This window comes from Idiomarina sp. OXR-189 (genome assembly GCF_034373425.1).
Lineage (GTDB): Bacteria > Pseudomonadota > Gammaproteobacteria > Enterobacterales > Alteromonadaceae > Idiomarina > Idiomarina zobellii.
Genome location: NZ_CP139706.1, coordinates 60,503 through 76,867 on the forward strand (window position 1 = coordinate 60,503; position 16,365 = coordinate 76,867).

The window sequence follows — 16,365 nt, forward strand, 5'->3', positions numbered from 1 at the left end:
CGTTTCCGGAGCCGCCTTTTTCTTTGTCTATTAAACGGTTATTGCAGTAATGAAATATCCGCTATTTCCAGGAACAATTGGCGTAAACGGTACAGCAAGTTCAAGCGGTTAAGCCGGATATCATCTTGTTCAGCATTCACCATAACGTGCTCGAAGAACTCATCCACAGGCTCTCTCAGATTAGACAGTTGCGTCAGGGCATCGGTGTAGTTACCGTCCTGAATGAGCGGTTTAACCGTTTGCTCTGTTTCGTCTAGCAACTGATACAAAGCTTTTTCAGGGGCTTCGTTTAAAAGGTTTGGTTGAACCTTACCGTCTATCGATTCCTTAGATTTTGCCAGTATATTACCTACGCGTTTATTCGCGGCAGCTAAGCTCTCTGCTGAATCCAGCGATTTAAACGTTTCAACGGCTTTAACGCGTTTGTCGAAATCGACCGGTTTTGACGGAGAGCGAGCAAGCACCGCCTGAATGACATCAACGGAAATACCTTGCTCTTGATACCATGGACGGAAACGACCCAGCAGGAAGTCGAAGACATCGGCTTTTACCGTTTGGTTAGACAGCTTGTCTCCAAAACCTTCGGCCGAGGCTGCTAAAAGCTCATTTAAGTCGAGCGGTAAATCACGCTCAACCAATGTGCGTAAAAGTCCAAGTGCAGCACGTCGCAGAGCGAATGGGTCGCGGTCACCTTTTGGCACTTGGCCAATACCGAAAATACCGACTAGGGTATCTAGCTTATCTGCAAGCGCAACAGCGCACGCTTCTTTGCTTTCGGGTAAATGGTCGCCCGAGAAACGAGGCCAGTAGTGTTGCTCTATAGCCTCTGCAACTCTGGCAGTTTCGCCATCATTAAGCGCGTAGTGTTTACCCATAACGCCTTGAGTTTCGGGGAACTCTGAAACCATATCGGAAACCAAGTCAGCCTTACACAGCAAACCGGCGCGTTTAGCTGCTTGAGCGTCCGCTTTAAGAAGCGACGCAATTTTTCCTGCCAATTTAGCGATACGACGAGCTTTGTCGCCAATACTGCCAAGTTGCTTCTGGAAAAGAACCGAATCGAGTTTGGCGACTCTCGACTCAAGAGACTGCTTCTTGTCGGACTCAAAGAAAAACTGAGCGTCAGCCAGGCGAGGGCGAATGACTTTCTCGTTGCCATGAATGATTTGCTGCGGGTCGCGACTTTCAATATTCGTAATGAATATGAATTGCGGCAGTAACTGGCCGTTACCGTCCTCGACCGGGAAGTAACGTTGGTCATCTTTCATGGTGACAATAAGCGGCTCTTTAGGTACGTCCAAAAAGCCTTTATCAAAACTTGCTGTTAAAGCAACTGGCCATTCGACTAATGCAGCCACTTCTTCGACTAAATCATCGTCCTGAATAACGCGACCACCAAGTTCGCTTGCTAAGCGCGTGACTTCGGACTGGATAATATCAATGCGCTCTTCGAAGTTAGCGATCACTTTCGCTGCACGCAGATTGCTTAAGTAGTTGTCGACATGATCAAGCTCGAAACCTTCTTTGGAATGGAAGCGATGCCCCTGAATAAAACGAGCGCTTTTTGTTTCCAATACTTCGGCATCAATGAGTTCATCACCAAGCATGACTGTCAGTGTGTGTACCGGACGAATAAATTGAGCGGTACTGTTTCCCCAGCGCATGGGCTTAGGAATAGGCAGTGTCTTAATCGCTGACTCAATAACCCCTTGCGCTAACTGCTTTAAAGACTGGCCTTTAACCGTTGCTTTATGAAGTAGCCATTCGCCTTTATCGGTCTTTAAGCGATCAGCCTGGTCAACCGTAATGCCATTAGAGCGAGCCCAGCCTTCTGCTGCCTTGGTCGGATTACCTGCATCATCAAAGGCAACGTTAACCGCAGGACCTCGTTTTTCTACAACTTTGTCCTGTTGTTCTGTCTCTACCTGATTCACAAGCACCGCTAAACGACGTGGTGTCGCATAAGCGTCTATGCTCTCGAAAGACAGCTCGGCCGATTCTAAACCGGCTTGTATGCCCGACTTAAAACTATCACGTAATGCTCTTAAAGCCTTTGGAGGAAGCTCTTCCGTGCCTAACTCAATCAGTAAATTGTCTTTATTCACAGCTATGCTCTCCTTAGTCTTCGGCTTTCGTGTCGGCCAGAGGGAAGCCTAATGCTTCTCGTGCCTGATAATAAGTTTCAGCAACTGCCTTAGCCATGGTACGTACTCGCAATATATAACGTTGCCTTTCGGTCACGGAGATTGCGTGTCTGGCGTCCAACAAATTGAATGCATGAGAGGCTCGCATGACTTGCTCGTAAGCTGGAAGTGGCAATGCTTTCTCTATGAGTAATTCACATTCTTTTTCACAGTCTTCAAAGCGCTGAAAAAGAACATCGACATCGGCATACTCGAAGTTATAAGTCGACTGCTCAACCTCATTTTGATGGAACACGTCGCGGTATAGAATTTTACCGCGTGGGCCGTCTGTCCAAACTAAGTCGTAAATGCTGTCCACGCCTTGAATGTACATTGCCAGGCGTTCAAGGCCGTAAGTAATTTCGCCGGCAACCGGGCGACACTCTAAACCACCCACTTGCTGGAAGTAGGTGAATTGGGTGACTTCCATACCATTGAGCCATACTTCCCAGCCTAAGCCCCAGGCGCCCAGAGTAGGCGATTCCCAGTTATCTTCTACAAAGCGTATGTCGTGAGTTAGCGTATCAAAGCCCAACAGTTCCAGAGAGCCCAAATAAAGCTCCTGAATGTCCTTGGGCGACGGCTTCATAATGACCTGAAACTGGTAATAGTGCTGAAGACGATTTGGGTTTTCGCCGTAGCGGCCGTCTGTTGGACGGCGGCAGGGCTGCACATACGCAAAGCTGGCAGGCTCTGGCCCTAAAGAGCGTAAGAATGTCATGGGATGGAATGTACCTGCACCCACTTCCATATCGAGCGGTTGCACCACCGCACAGCCTTGCTGAGCCCAGTAATCTTGTAAGGCTAAAATAAGCCCCTGAAAGGTTTTTACATCGTATTTCGACATACGCTTTCTCTGCTTTGTTATTTGTGGTTGACCGATGGTCGAAAAATATGCGTAGATTATACCCTCTGAAGCGCCTTGGTTATAGGGGATGACATGACAAATAATGCGCCAGAACGGTGTTCATGGTGTGAATCTGCTGACGATTACCGAGCTTATCACGACAATGTCTGGGGCAGACCAGTCAGTGACCCGCAAGAGCTCTTTGCTAAGCTTTGCCTGGACGGGCAGCAAGCAGGTCTCAGCTGGATAACCATTTTGCGCAAACAAGCTGGCTACGAGAATGCTTTTTTAAACTTTAACCCACAAGCTATTGTGGCAATGAGTGACGAAGATAAAGAAGCGCTGTACACCAATAGTGATATTATTCGCAGTAAGAAGAAAATAGACGCCATTTTTACCAACGCTGAAGCTTATTTAAAGCTGGAAGAGCAGGGTATTAAGTTTGAACAGTGGTTATGGTCTTTTGTTGGCGGAAAGCCCGTTATTAACAAGTACAAAACACAAGCGGAAATCCCCACGGAAACCGAAGCCTCGAGAACAATGGCAAAAGCGTTGAAAAAGGCGGGATTCAAGTTCGTTGGCCCCACCATTTGCTATGCTTTTATGCAAGCAGTTGGTATGGTTAACGACCATGTTATCAGTTGTCATTGTTACGAGCCCGTCGTAAAACAGATGAAACAATTTACGTTATAGAACGTTGTCAAAAGAGCGAAGGAAGAATGATTGAAATAACACTGGCGGATTACAATAATCCCAAACATCGCAGCGCGGTTATCGCTATGCTCGACGCTTATGCCAAAGACCCAATGGGCGGCGGCGAAGGTATCTCAGACGAAGTGAAAGAAAACCTGATAGATGAAATGGCAAAAAGAGACCATGTATTTTCATTGCTGGCCTACGATGGCGATACCCCGGTTGGCGTTGCAAACTGTGTGGAAGGTTTTTCTACTTTCGCAGCTAAGCCACTAATGAACATTCATGACATAGCCGTCATTCCAGAGTACCGGGGACAGGGCGTTGCGCGTAAACTGCTGGAAGAAGTGAAAACACTGGCAGAATTCCGTGGCTGCGTGAAGCTGACACTGGAAGTGCTTGAGAACAATGACCGTGCCAAGCAGGCCTACAAAAACTTCGGGTTTGAAGCTTATGAACTGGGCGATGTTGGACAGGCTGAGTTCTGGGAAATGTACTTAAATAAAGATAAAGCCTGATACCTAAACGTCAGGCTTTTAGTGGGATTTCCTAACCCAGTAGCGGTAAGGCATCTCTTCGGTTTCAGAGCCCACTAGTTCATGCTCCATAAACTCGCAAAAGCCCGGAATATCCCGGGTTGTTGCGGGATCATCCGCAATAATCAGTAACACCTCACCAACTTCCATTTTACGAATAGCCGCACGAACTAACATTACGGGCTCCGGGCATTTAAGGCCAAGGGTATCGAGTTCTTTGTCGCAGGTAATTTGAGTCATTAGCGTTAGCAAATTAAGTGGAATTAACAGAGAGTTTAACACTTTCGCGACTAAGAGGTGAGGGGGGAGTGATGGATTGCACCGCTGTTTGTTGGCGGGAAATACTCAGAAACTGTCTGCAGCCATGGATGGCTGCAGTCAAGCCCCCAGGGATGGGTTCACGGCGTGTTTCTGAGTATTTCCTGACAATAAAAAGGGGCGAGCCTTCGCTCCCCCCTTCCTCAGAGCAGTTAAAGTGTTAAACCGCTCTAGTTTTGCTGTTTCTTTTAAACGCGTTCGAAGACAGTAGCAATACCCTGGCCAAGGCCAATGCACATGGTGGCTAAGCCAAGCTTCGCGTTTTTCTCTTCCATCAGGTTAATTAGCGTCGTTGAAATACGAGCACCGGAACAGCCTAATGGGTGACCTAAAGCGATAGCACCGCCGTTCAGGTTCACTTTCTCTTCCATCTTGTCGAACAGTTTTAAACCTTTAAGTACAGGCAGTGACTGTGCGGCAAAGGCTTCGTTCAGTTCAACAACGTCGATGTCGTCAATAGACACACCAGCACGTTTAAGTGCTTTCTCAGTTGCCGGAACGGGGCCGTAACCCATAATGGAAGGATCGCAGCCTGCAACGGCCATTGAGCGAATCTTAACGCGTGGCGTCAGACCCAGTTCTTTGGCTTTATCAGCAGACATAACCAACATGGCAGCTGCGCCGTCAGACAAGGCTGACGATGTACCTGCGGTTACCGTACCGTTGGCCGGGTCAAACACCGGGCGAAGCTGTGACAGGCCTTCTGCGGTGGTTTCCGGACGAATCACTTCGTCTTCTGTCACACGCACTAATTCGCCGTCGGCATTGTGGCCGTTAATTGGGTAAATCTCTTTCGCAAAGCGGCCTTCAACAGTCGCTTCGTGCGCTTTCTTATGAGAGCGCGCGCCGAATTCGTCTTGTTGTTCACGGGTAATACCGAACTTGCGAGACAACAATTCAGCTGTCATACCCATGCTGCCTGAAGCTTTTGCTACAGACTTATTCATGCCCGGGTGAAAGTCGATGCCGTGAGTCATTGGTACGTGACCCATGTGCTCAACACCACCGGCCATAAAGATCTCGCCGTCGCCGTTCATAATAGCGCGGGTAGCGTCGTGCAACGCCTGCATTGATGAGCCGCACAGACGGTTAACGGTAACACCGGCTACTTTGTGTGGAATGCCGGCAATTAACGCTGAGTTACGCGCAATGTTGAAGCCTTGTTCTAAGGTTTGCTGTACACAACCCCAGTAAATGTCTTCCAGTTCTTCCGGGTCAACTTCCGGGTTACGCTCAAGTAAGCCCTTCATCAGCGCAGCTGAGAGGTCTTCGGCACGAGTATGGCGGAAAACACCATTTTTTGAACGCCCCATTGGCGTACGAATACAATCTACAATGACGATGTCTTTCATTTTAATAACCTCCTCAAGCCTTACTTCGCGCTGGTTGTGTCAAAGTAAGATTTACCGGCTTTAGCCATTTCGCGCATACCGTCAGTTACTTGGTAAATTTCACCCAGGTGCGCGTATTTGTCTGCCAGTTGAATAAAGTTGTCGATACCTACCGTCTCCAGGTAACGGAACGGGCCGCCACGGAATGGAGGGAAACCTAAACCGTAAAGCAGTGCCATGTCAGCTTCTGCCGCAGAGCCCACGATGTCTTCTTCCAGGCAGCGAACCACTTCGTTCACCATTGGGATCATGCAGCGAGCAATCACTTCGTCTGCGTCCAGCTTTTTGCCTTGTTCACAGCCTAGTAACTCATAAGTCGCCCGATCAGCTTCTTTGGTTGGCTTACCTTTTTTGTCGGTGCCGTAAACATAGAAGCCTTTACCGTTTTTCTGACCGTAACGCTCAGCAGCTGCCAACTTCGCAATAGCGCTTGAGGTGTCGCGCTTCATGCGGGTAGGGAAGCCTGCTTCCATAACAACGGTACAATGATCCGCCGTGTCGATGCCGACAACGTCGCTCAAGTACGCAGGACCCATAGGCCAGCCGAACTGCTTCTCCATAACCTTGTCGATGCCGACGAAATCAATGCCTTCATCAACCATACCGGCAAAGCCTGCCAGGTAAGGGAAGAGTACACGGTTCACTAAGAACCCAGGGCAGTCATTAACGACGATAGGGGTTTTGCCGAGTTTCAGTGCGTACGCTACAACAGCGTTAACCGTTTCGTCTGAGGTTTTCTCACCACGAATAATCTCAACCAGCGGCATCTTATGTACCGGGTTAAAGAAATGCATGCCGCAGAATTTTTCAGGGCGCTTCAGGTTCTTCGCTAATTCAGTAATCGAAATGGTTGAGGTGTTTGACGTTAAAATAGCGTCGTCACCGATAACGCCTTCAATTTCAGCCAGCACTGAGCCTTTAACTTTCGGGTTCTCAACAACGGCTTCAACCACAATGTCGACGTTTTTAACGGCGTCGTTCAGCAAGGTCGGGGTGATAGACGACAAGACTTTAATCATCTTCTCGTTGCTCACTTTACCGCGCTCAACGCCTTTTTTCAGGATCTTGCCAGCTTCTTTCATGCCCAGATCTAGGGCATCTTGCTTGATGTCTTTCATCACGGCCGGCACGCCTTTCGAGGCAGACTGGTAAGCGATGCCGCCGCCCATAATACCTGCGCCTAAAACACCTGCTGTTTTGATTTCTTTGGTTGCGGCTTTGGCGTATTTCTTCGACTTACCTTTAACGGCCTGATCGGCCAGGAAGATACCAACCTGTGCCTGACACGCGTCAGTTTGAGTCAGATCGAAAAACGCGTTGTTTTCTGCTTTCAATGCGCCTTCGCGATGCTCGCGAGCACCGTTTTCAATCGCTTCTAACGCCTTGTGCGGTGCTGGGTAGTGTTTACCGGCTTTGGCTGCAATCAAGCCTTTAGCGGTCACCAACGTCATCATTAACTCGGTGTCGTTAGCTTTCAGTGGGTCTAACTTAGGCTGACGCTTGGCTTTCCAGTCTTGCTCGCCGGCAGCAGCAGCTTTCGCTAAATTCAGCGCCGCTTTTGTCAGGTTCTCTGGCTCAACAATCGCATCAATAGCGCCAACTTTAAGCGCGTCTTCTGCTTTGTTGTTTTTACCTGTGGTGATCCACTCTAATGCGTTGTCTGGACCAATAACGCGTGGTAAACGCATCGTGCCACCAAAGCCAGGAATAAGACCCAGTTTCACTTCCGGCAGACCAATAGTCGCTGTGGTATCCGCTACACGGTAGTCACAGGCTAATAGTGCTTCACAACCACCGCCTAACGCGAAACCTTTAACCGCACCAACGGTGGGTACTGGCAGGTCTTCCAATTGGTCAAATACGCGCGATGCTTTTGCGACCCAGCTGCGGGTTTTTTCCTGATCAGAGAAAAGCGTCAGGAACTCGGTAATGTCAGCGCCGACAATGAAGGTCGACTTGCTGCTGGTCACGATGACGCCACGTAAGTCGTCCGTGTTTTGTAATTTAGTCAGCGCTTCGCTGAATTCTTCTAATGTTGCCTGGTCGAATTTATTAACCGAGCCTTTCGCATCAAATTGTAATTCTGCGAAACCTGGTTCGATAAAATCGACCCGAATGCTTTCACCTTGATAGATCATCTTGGGTCTCCCACGACTTCCATTAATTTGTTGCTGTAAAGAAACTGATTCTGTTATAGCTTTGGGTTAAGGTAGAGAGAGTTTGGCGTGAATACGCTAATTTTTCAACGGTTATTTAAACATGCGTTTGAATTAATGAACAAGCAGTCGTTTATCCTACGTTACAGTCGTCCTTTTATTTTCGCTTGCGCAGTTGCTATAGGCGGGCTTTCGCATGCAGAGCCGGCGGTTACCGAAGTGATGGGGTCAGAGCAGCGGGAACAGCAACGAGAACTCTTTAAAAAGGCAGAGTACGCAGCCAAAAGAGGGCGTTTAAATGAGTACCGGCAGTTACTCAAAGAGCTTGAAGGCTACCCTTTAAAACCTTATCTGGAGCTTGCTCGTCTGGAGCAGGTGGGCTACTTAGCCAACGAAGACAGAGTGTTAAAGTTCCTTGAAGATTATGAAGGCACGCCACTGGATTGGCAGCTGCGCCAACCCTGGTTAAGTTATCTGGCTGGCGAAGACGAGCACAAACGCTTCATTCGCGACTTTAGACACCCCGGAACCCTCACTCATCGCTGCCAGTTTATTCATGCGCGCCGTAAACAGGGCTTAGAAGACGGCCCCTTCAAGCGGCAGGTCGATGCTATTTGGCAACATGGCTTCTCTCTGCCTCAAGCCTGCGATCCGATATTACAAGAATGGACTGAGTTAGGCGGACGCACAGACGAGCTGGTTTGGAAACGTCTGCGATTAGCGGCTACCAGTGGTAATGCGACGCTTGTTCCCTACCTGACGGGCCTGCTTCCGGAACTGCAGCAGTATCTTGGCGAGTTTTATCATAAGGTGCGTTACTCGCCGGCTGCGTTAGAGAATGGCAGTTGGTTTAAAGGTCGTTACCCCAATAAAGAGGCCGAAATTGCGACTTTTGGTTTGAAAAAGCTGGTTTGGCGAGATGAAAGTATCGCTCTAAGGACTTATAAAAAACTGAAAGACAGCCTCCCTTTTTATGATGAGCAACTCGCTGAGATAGCCGAAGAATTTGCGGTGGCGCTGAGTTTAGATGACCACCCTGAAGCAAGAATTTGGCATTCGCGAGTACCACCTGAAGCATTGAATGAAAGGGTGTTGCAGTGGCGGTTAGCGGTGCATTTAAAGGATAATGATTTTGAAGGGCTAAGAACGGTTATCAACGCGTTGCCTATTGCCATAAAACAAGGGAACCAGTGGCGTTATTGGCTGGCGCGTAGTGAGGAAAAGCTTGGGAATGAGCTTGTCGCGCAGGAGCTTTATGAGGACTTATCAGACGAGCGTCATTATTATGGCTTTTTAGCGGCCGCGCGATTGCAAAAGCCTATTAGCCTCGAGCAGGAAAAGCTGGAAGTAAGCGTACTTCAGTTAGAGCAGGTGCGCAGTCACCCCAGTGTCCAGCGGGCTTACGAGTTTATTCAGCTCGAACGTTGGGTGGATGCTCGCAGAGAATGGAACCATCTACTGACCCAACTCGACGGTGAAGAGCAAAAAGTTGCTGCGTATTTGGCAAGTGAGTGGGGGTGGCACGATCAAGCCATTTGGACACTCGCGCAAATTGGTCATTTTGACGCAGTGGGTATTCGGTTTCCATTGGCCTATCAGGATATTCTAAGTCGAGCATCTCAAGCTGCAGGAATCGATGAAGAGTGGGCTTTGGCAATAACCCGGCGAGAAAGTGCGTTTCGACACGATGCCTATTCAAGTGCGGGCGCGCGGGGGCTTATGCAAATACTGCCAAGTACCGCTAAAAAGCTTGATGGAAAGGGCAATTGGCGACGCCTGAACAATCCGTCCGTTAATGTGCGTTTGGGCACTTATTATTTAGGCCGCTTAAAGCATCGTTTCGAAAACAATTGGTTACTGGCAACGGCGAGCTATAACGCGGGCTACTACCGGGTGAAAGAGTGGCTGCCGGAAGAGCCTATGGAAGCAGATGCATGGATTGAAACAATACCCTATTATGAAACAAGAGATTACGTTAAAGCGGTATTAAGTTATCAGCAGATTTATCGGATGTTAGGTGGTAAAGAAGATAATTTATTTGAAGACGTGATAGACATGAAAATTGTTGGTTCAGAATAGGACGACTTTATGACCACATCGGCCGGTTTATGGCGGTTGTTTCAAAGCCACATTGATGAATTGCAAAAGCGTGCAGAACGCTTGTTAGAAAGAGAGAATTTAGAGTTACTCGCGATTCATTCAGGTCAGCAAAAGCGCTGGTTTCTGGATGACATGAATTACCCGTTTAGAGCGAACCCTCACTTCAAAGCATGGTGTCCAGAAACGCAATTACCGAACGCCTGGATTATCGTTCAACTAAAAACAAAGCCGACCTTGGTTTTGCTGGCAGCTGATGACTTTTGGCATACCGTTAAATCGGTTGAGTCTGAAGATTGGACCGCGGCGTTCCACGTGGAACATTTAAAAACACCTGAAGCTATAGAAACGCTGTTACCTTATGACAAAAAGCACGCCGCTTATATTGGTGAGCATATCGAGGTGGCTAAAGCTTTAGGTTTTGACAATATCAATCCAGACCCGGTATTACACTTTTTCCATTATCACCGGTTATTTAAAACCGATTACGAACTTGCCTGTTTAGAAGAGGCGAATGAACTCGCCGCACGAGGGCACATAGCGGCAGCTGAGGCTTTTGCTGAGGGTGCTTCTGAATTCGAGTGCTTACTGAGCTATATGTCAGAAACTAAGCAAGGCCAGAACGAGGTGCCGTACAGCCACATTATTGGCCAGAATGAAAATGCCAGTGTGCTGCATCACTGGCAGCTTGCTACTGCAAATAAAACACCGTTGCGCTCAATGCTCGTTGATGCTGGCGCGGAGGTTTGCGGATACGCAGCAGATATTTCCCGGACTTGGTCGTACGAACATAACGAATACGAAGAGCTCATTGTGGCTGTCGATCAGATTACGTTGGCGCTGATTGATAAGTTGAAGCCTGGTGTCAGTTTCCCTGACTTGCACAAGCTTGCTCACGAACAAATAGCCAATTTGTTGTTTGCGTTTGGCTTTGTTCGTTGTAGTCCTGAGCAAATTATTGAAGAGGGTATTACAACGGTCTTTTTCCCGCATGGCTTAGGGCATCCACTTGGTTTACAAGTCCATGATGTTGGCGCAGCGCAAGCTGATGAGCGGGGCACTCCTATTCCGTCACCTAAAGGTCAACTCACGCTGCGGACAACACGAACGGTTGAGGCAAGGCAGGTTTACACCATAGAGCCCGGCATTTACTTTATTGAGCCTTTGCTGAATAAGCTGGCGTCGTCGAATAAGAAGCACCTGATTAATTGGAAGCGTGTCGAAGAGTTTCGCCCGTTCGGTGGCGTTCGAATTGAAGATAACATTGTGGTGTACCGTGAAAAAAATGATAACTTAACGCGCCGAACAGAGCTGAAAGACTTTAAATTAAAGGTGGGTTAAGTTGTCAGACGAGAGCTATTTAATTGCCATAAGTGATGCTGAAGCAGAAATTGAAGTGAAAGGCAGTCGGTTTATCGCGTGTATAAGCCCGGCGAAAAATCCTGAAGAAGCTAGCGACTTCAAAGAGTCAGTTAAGAAGCGCTACCCAAAAGCGAGCCACTATTGCACTGCTTCGGTATTTGGTCACCCTAATGATAGTAACGGTTATGCTTATAGTGATGATGGTGAGCCCTCTGGAACGGCTGGCAGGCCTATGTTGATGGCACTGTGTGACGTCGGTATAGGACAGGTAACTGCTGTGGTTGTTCGATACTTTGGGGGAACGAAATTAGGCACAGGCGGTCTTCAGCGAGCCTATAAAGATGCGGTACTTGAAGCTTTGCCTGACTTGGCTGCCGAAACCTTAATATTCAAAAAGCCTTTTTCAGTCAATTTTGACTATACTGACCAAGGTGCTGTTGAGCCGCTTTTTGAGCGTTATGACGCTGAGGTTTGGGAAGCTGAATACAGCGATATTATTAAACAAGAAGTACGAATAGAGCCGTCTAAGGTTGATGAACTACAGGAAAAACTAAAGGCCGCCACACAAGGGCGTGTGCAACTGCGGCCTTATGAACCCATCGATTAAAAGAACATCGCACTGGGTTGGAAAACTCGCTCAACCTGATCAATGTACTTCTTATCCAGTAAGAACAGAATAACGTGGTCGTCCGAATGAATGATGGTTTCACTGTGTGCCATAAGCACCTCGTTACCACGTACAATTGCGCCAATGGTCGTACCCGGTGGTAATTTGATGTCTTTAATGGCCTTACCAACTACTTTTGAGGTGTCTTCGTCGCCGTGCGCGATGGCTTCAATAGCTTCCGCAGCACCTTTTCGCAGAGAGTAAACATTAACAATATCGCCTCGACGGACATGAGTCAGTAATGCCGACACGGTTGCCCGTTGCGGCGAAATGGCAATATCAATTTCTCCGCCTTGCACTAAATCGACATAAGCGCTGCGTTGAATAAGCACCATGGTTTTGCGAGCGCCCATACGTTTAGCCAGCATAGCCGACATGATATTCGCTTCATCGTCGTTGGTGACGGCAATGAAAACATCAATGTCTTCAACGTGTTCTTCTTCTAATAGCTTTTGGTCAGACGCATCACCACGGAAAATTAGGGTGTGCTCCAGGCGCTGCGACAACTCCTCAGCTCGCGCTTCCGAGCGTTCAATCAGCTTAACCCGATGATCACTTTCAAGCTGCTTCGCTAAGCCTGCACCAATATTACCGCCGCCAACAATCATAATTCGGCGATACTTGTCTTCAAGCTTTTGCAGCTCTTGCATGACTGTACTAATGTGTCGGGTATCCGCGATGAAGAATATTTCATCGTCGGCTTCAATAACCGTTGTTCCGGTGGGGCGAATAGGCTTACCTTGACGGTAAATGGCTGCGACACGGGTGTCGATATTGGGGATGTGCTCGCGCAAGGTGGAAATAGCATGCCCCACCAGCTTACCGCCATAATAGGCTTTTACGGCAACGAGAGACGCACGGCCACCGGCAAACTCCATAACCTGTAAAGCGCCGGGGTAGTCAATAAGTCGCTTAATGTAATTGGTAACGAGCTGCTCGGGTGAAATGATGTTATCGACCGGCGCATCCTGGTTGTGAAACAGCTGATCTTTGTAGCGAATGTATTCTTCTGAGCGAATCCGGGCAATTTTCTTTGGTGTATTGAAAATAGAGTACGCGACCTGGCAGGCAATCATATTGGTCTCATCGCTGCTGGTTACAGCAATAAGTAGGTCGGCGTCGTCTGCCCCCGCACGCCTTAAAACGTCCGGGTGAGCGCCATTTCCTGCTACCACACGCAGATCATATTTGTCCTGCAAGTCGTCTAGCAAATCGGCATTTGTGTCGACAATGGTAATATCGTTGCGCTCGCCAACTAAGTTCTCAGCAAGCGTGCCTCCAACCTGACCAACCCCAAGTATGATAATTTTCATTGTGCTTTTTTGAGTCTCGCGTAAAAGAATCCGTCGCCGTCAGCTTCACCGGGTAGAATTTGCAACATGTCCCGATTCGCCTCTATGGGTATGAGAGTAGCATCGCTGTGCTGTTTTAGGAAAGCCTCAACCTGCGTTTGGTTTTCATCTCGTAATATAGAGCACGTCGCGTACAGAAGTTCGCCGCCAGGCGCTAATGTTTCCCATAACGCCCTCAATATTTTGCCCTGAAGCTCTGCAAGCTCGCTTATGTCGCTCTGGCGGCGCAGCCATTTGATATCGGGGTGACGACGAATAACGCCGGTCGCCGAGCAGGGAGCATCTAATAATATACGGTCAAAGGGCTTACCGTCCCACCAGGCAGAGGTATCTGCTGCGTCTGCGCAATGAACCTCTGCGAAGAGCTGCTGACGCGTTAAGTTCTCTTTAATGCGTTCTATTCGGTTTGCATCGAGTTCAACCGCTTGAACGGGAAAATCGAAAGCGTGTCTTTCCAACAGGTGTAACAATTTACCGCCCGGCGCTGCACAACAGTCGAGAACACGATGACTGGCGTCCACGTTTAAGTAATCTGCCGCAAGTTGGGCGGAACGATCTTGTACGGAAACGGCACCTTCGTGGAAACCGGGAAGTTTATCAACAGAGCAGGGGGTTAACAGTCTAATGGCGTTACGGGCCTGAGGGTCTGCAACCGATTCTATGCCCTCGGCTTGCAGCTGACGAAGATAATCATCACGAGAAAACTGCCGCTCATTGACCCGCAGCCACATTGGCGGATGCTGGTTATTTTCCCGAAGAATAACCTCTGTCTTGTTACCGTGGTCGTTTTCTAGTTGCTGAACCAGCCAGCGCGGGTGGTTTTGGTTGTTGTCTTCAGGTAATTGGCGTTCAAAGTTGTCGTTTGCCTCGGGCGCTTCTCGCAACAGCTGGCGTAACACCCCGTTAACCAAGGCTTTGTTATTCCGCTTTTTTAAAACGGCAGCCGCTTCAACCGTTGCGCTGACGGCCGCATGGTCTTTTATCCGCTGGCAATAGAGCTGATAAGCACCGACCAGCAACAGATAATGCAGAATTTTAAGCTTACCTTTAAGGGGTTGCTGAAGCTTAGCGCCTACTAATTTGTTTAATGTCGGCAGGACACGCAATACACCATAGCTTATTGCACTTGCTAAGCGTTTATCCGACGCAGAAAGCTTTGCTGTGGCATTGGGTAAAGCGGTCGATAGAGACTCACCTTTTTCCAACACCTGAAAAAGCGCAGTGGCAGCGGCGGCTCGGCTCGCGGCTCCTGAGCCTTTACTTTCGGTTTTATTCGGCTCACTCATGATAACTGTAGGCCTTCAGCAAATACTTTGGCGTAACCGTTTATCAGCGTAGCCGCGGGTTGTGGTTTCTTGCCCGGCATCTGCGCTTTAGTAATTCTTAGAACACCGTCTCCGGTGGCGACATCAATGCCGTCATTGGAGCTTTGTACGATGGTTCCGGGAGCCTCCCGGGTTGCTCCTTGGGAAATTTCAGCTTCAAGTATTTTAATGGTTTTCTGTTCACCCAGCTGGTCAGACTCGCACCAACTGACAGGCCAAGGAGTAAATGCGCGAGTACATCGTTCTATAAAAGCAGCAGACTCATTCCAGTCTATTTTCGCTTCTGCTTTGCTGAGTTTTTTCGCATAAGTGGCCTGTGTATCATCCTGAACGGTTGCGTTCGCCTGATATGCATCTAGGTCTCTTAGTGTTTCAACTAAAGCTTGTGGCCCAAGCGCTTCCAGCTTCTTATACAGCGATGCGGAGGTTTCGTTAGGGTCAATTACGCAGCGCTTTTCCAGTAGTACAGGACCTGTATCTAACCCTGCTTCCATTTGCATAACCGCAACGCCTGACTCTGTATCACCTGCCCATACCGCTCGTTGAATAGGGGCTGCGCCTCGCCATCTCGGTAGCAGGGAGCCATGCACATTCAGGCAGCCTTTGGCGGGAATATCGAGCGCCGCCTGTGGCAACAGTAAACCATAAGCGACAACAATCATGATATCCGGTTTTAATGCCTGGAGCTGCTCCTGTGCTTCCTCCGTTTTCAGCGACTCGGGCTGAAAGACGGGTAACTGATTGGCTTCAGCCAGCTGCTTAACGGCGCTAGGTTGTAATTTTTTCCCGCGCCCGGCAGGGCGATCAGGTTGGGTATAGACACCGACAATATCAAAGTCGGTGTCCAAAAGGTGCGACAAGTGCTGTGCCGCAAAGTCAGGAGTTCCGGCAAAAACGATGCGCATTATTGGGCTTCCGACGCAAACTTCTCTGCTAAACGCTGCTCTTTTTCAAGCTTCTTGCGAATGCGCTCACGTTTCAATGGCGATAGGTAATCTACAAACAGCTTGCCATTTAAATGGTCAATTTCGTGCTGGATACAAATAGCCAGTAAGCCTTCTGCATTCAGTGAGAACTCTTCACCATTTTTGTCCAACGCTTTTACGGTAATGGTTTCGGCCCGCTCAACTTTGGCGTAAACCCCCGGGAACGACAGGCAGCCCTCGTCATTTTTAAAATGCCCTTCGGCCTTGGTTATTTCCGGATTAATAAAAACCAGTGGTTCATTTTGATCTTCGCTGCAGTCAGCGACAAACAAGCGCTGGTGCACGTCTACTTGCGTCGCCGCAAGTCCTACGCCTTGTTCGTCGTACATGGTTTCGAACATATCATCGATAACCGCACGGATAGAATCGTCTACTTTCGCAATTGGTTGTGCGACTTTACGTAAACGTTCGTCGGGATATTTAAGAACTGTCATTTTTGCCATAGAAACCTC

At 48.6% G+C, this 16,365-nt stretch carries 14 protein-coding genes; 5 read left to right on the top strand and 9 right to left on the bottom strand.

Annotation, left to right across the window (positions count from 1 at the left end; all coding sequences use genetic code 11):
* Positions 1-38 precede the first annotated feature (38 nt).
* Together glyS and glyQ are read right to left on the bottom strand one after the other, a co-directional pair.
* On the bottom strand, positions 39-2,105 hold the full coding sequence (glyS, locus tag UM402_RS00285) for a glycine--tRNA ligase subunit beta (protein ID WP_058576468.1): 2,067 nt from the start codon (positions 2,103-2,105) through the stop codon (positions 39-41).
* A gap of 13 nt (positions 2,106-2,118) precedes the next feature.
* On the bottom strand, positions 2,119-3,030 hold the full coding sequence (glyQ, locus tag UM402_RS00290) for a glycine--tRNA ligase subunit alpha (RefSeq protein WP_058576469.1): 912 nt from the start codon (positions 3,028-3,030) through the stop codon (positions 2,119-2,121).
* A 93-nt stretch (positions 3,031-3,123) separates the two neighbouring features.
* Between glyQ and UM402_RS00295 the strand changes: the two genes are divergently transcribed.
* Together UM402_RS00295 and UM402_RS00300 are read left to right on the top strand one after the other, a co-directional pair.
* Positions 3,124-3,723 carry a DNA-3-methyladenine glycosylase I gene (locus UM402_RS00295; protein ID WP_053954103.1) on the top strand — a complete coding sequence of 200 codons (600 nt, stop codon included), beginning with the start codon at positions 3,124-3,126 and terminating at the stop codon, positions 3,721-3,723.
* A 26-nt stretch (positions 3,724-3,749) separates the two neighbouring features.
* On the top strand, positions 3,750-4,241 hold the full coding sequence (locus UM402_RS00300; RefSeq protein WP_058576470.1) for a GNAT family N-acetyltransferase: 492 nt from the start codon (positions 3,750-3,752) through the stop codon (positions 4,239-4,241).
* An 18-nt stretch (positions 4,242-4,259) separates the two neighbouring features.
* On the opposite strand, the gene tusA is transcribed toward UM402_RS00300, so the two are convergent.
* From tusA to fadB, 3 genes are all read right to left on the bottom strand, one after another.
* Positions 4,260-4,499 carry a sulfurtransferase TusA gene (gene tusA, locus UM402_RS00305; protein WP_058576471.1) on the bottom strand — a complete coding sequence of 80 codons (240 nt, stop codon included), beginning with the start codon at positions 4,497-4,499 and terminating at the stop codon, positions 4,260-4,262.
* Positions 4,500-4,765: 266 nt separating this feature from the next.
* Entirely contained in the window at positions 4,766-5,929 is a 1,164-nt protein-coding gene (gene fadA, locus UM402_RS00310) for an acetyl-CoA C-acyltransferase FadA (RefSeq protein WP_053954106.1), read from the bottom strand.
* A gap of 20 nt (positions 5,930-5,949) precedes the next feature.
* Positions 5,950-8,106 carry a fatty acid oxidation complex subunit alpha FadB gene (fadB, locus tag UM402_RS00315; protein ID WP_058576472.1) on the bottom strand — a complete coding sequence of 719 codons (2,157 nt, stop codon included), beginning with the start codon at positions 8,104-8,106 and terminating at the stop codon, positions 5,950-5,952.
* 87 nt (positions 8,107-8,193) lie between these two features.
* On the opposite strand from fadB, the gene UM402_RS00320 reads away from it, so the two are divergent.
* Genes UM402_RS00320 through UM402_RS00330 form a run of 3 tightly spaced genes read left to right on the top strand, consistent with a single transcriptional unit; the run spans position 8,194 to position 12,190 of the window.
* Positions 8,194-10,203, top strand: a complete 2,010-nt coding sequence (locus UM402_RS00320; RefSeq protein WP_322295363.1) for a transglycosylase SLT domain-containing protein — start codon at positions 8,194-8,196, stop codon at positions 10,201-10,203.
* Between the two features lie 9 nt (positions 10,204-10,212).
* Positions 10,213-11,562 (top strand): Xaa-Pro dipeptidase, encoded by a 1,350-nt coding sequence (pepQ, locus tag UM402_RS00325; RefSeq protein ID WP_058576473.1) that lies wholly within the window; start codon positions 10,213-10,215, stop codon positions 11,560-11,562.
* Between the two features lies 1 nt (position 11,563).
* Positions 11,564-12,190: a YigZ family protein gene (locus UM402_RS00330; protein WP_058576474.1), complete on the top strand. Its 627-nt coding sequence runs from the start codon at positions 11,564-11,566 to the stop codon at positions 12,188-12,190.
* On the opposite strand, the gene trkA is transcribed toward UM402_RS00330, so the two are convergent.
* From trkA to def, 4 genes are read right to left on the bottom strand one after another with little or no spacing between them, the layout of a single operon-like run.
* Positions 12,187-13,563 carry a Trk system potassium transporter TrkA gene (gene trkA / locus UM402_RS00335; protein WP_058576475.1) on the bottom strand — a complete coding sequence of 459 codons (1,377 nt, stop codon included), beginning with the start codon at positions 13,561-13,563 and terminating at the stop codon, positions 12,187-12,189. The two genes, UM402_RS00330 and trkA, sit on opposite strands and share 4 nt — an antisense overlap.
* The gene (gene rsmB / locus UM402_RS00340) at positions 13,560-14,888 is read right to left on the bottom strand and encodes a 16S rRNA (cytosine(967)-C(5))-methyltransferase RsmB (protein ID WP_058576476.1); all 1,329 of its coding nucleotides are present in this window, start codon (positions 14,886-14,888) and stop codon (positions 13,560-13,562) included. Before rsmB ends, trkA begins: the two co-directional genes overlap by 4 nt.
* Positions 14,885-15,832, bottom strand: a complete 948-nt coding sequence (gene fmt / locus UM402_RS00345) for a methionyl-tRNA formyltransferase (RefSeq protein WP_058576477.1) — start codon at positions 15,830-15,832, stop codon at positions 14,885-14,887. Before fmt ends, rsmB begins: the two co-directional genes overlap by 4 nt.
* Positions 15,832-16,356, bottom strand: a complete 525-nt coding sequence (gene def / locus UM402_RS00350) for a peptide deformylase (protein ID WP_058576478.1) — start codon at positions 16,354-16,356, stop codon at positions 15,832-15,834. Before def ends, fmt begins: the two co-directional genes overlap by 1 nt.
* Positions 16,357-16,365 lie beyond the last annotated feature (9 nt).

Coding starts and splice junctions, on each gene's coding strand:
- glyQ (WP_058576469.1), bottom strand. CDS start 3,030: ATGTCGAAATACGATGTAAAAACCTTTCAGGGGCTTATTTTAGCCTTA.
- UM402_RS00295 (WP_053954103.1), top strand. CDS start 3,124: ATGACAAATAATGCGCCAGAACGGTGTTCATGGTGTGAATCTGCTGAC.
- UM402_RS00300 (WP_058576470.1), top strand. CDS start 3,750: ATGATTGAAATAACACTGGCGGATTACAATAATCCCAAACATCGCAGC.
- tusA (WP_058576471.1), bottom strand. CDS start 4,499: ATGACTCAAATTACCTGCGACAAAGAACTCGATACCCTTGGCCTTAAA.
- fadA (WP_053954106.1), bottom strand. CDS start 5,929: ATGAAAGACATCGTCATTGTAGATTGTATTCGTACGCCAATGGGGCGT.
- fadB (WP_058576472.1), bottom strand. CDS start 8,106: ATGATCTATCAAGGTGAAAGCATTCGGGTCGATTTTATCGAACCAGGT.
- pepQ (WP_058576473.1), top strand. CDS start 10,213: ATGACCACATCGGCCGGTTTATGGCGGTTGTTTCAAAGCCACATTGAT.
- trkA (WP_058576475.1), bottom strand. CDS start 13,563: ATGAAAATTATCATACTTGGGGTTGGTCAGGTTGGAGGCACGCTTGCT.
- rsmB (WP_058576476.1), bottom strand. CDS start 14,888: ATGAGTGAGCCGAATAAAACCGAAAGTAAAGGCTCAGGAGCCGCGAGC.
- fmt (WP_058576477.1), bottom strand. CDS start 15,832: ATGCGCATCGTTTTTGCCGGAACTCCTGACTTTGCGGCACAGCACTTG.
- def (WP_058576478.1), bottom strand. CDS start 16,356: ATGGCAAAAATGACAGTTCTTAAATATCCCGACGAACGTTTACGTAAA.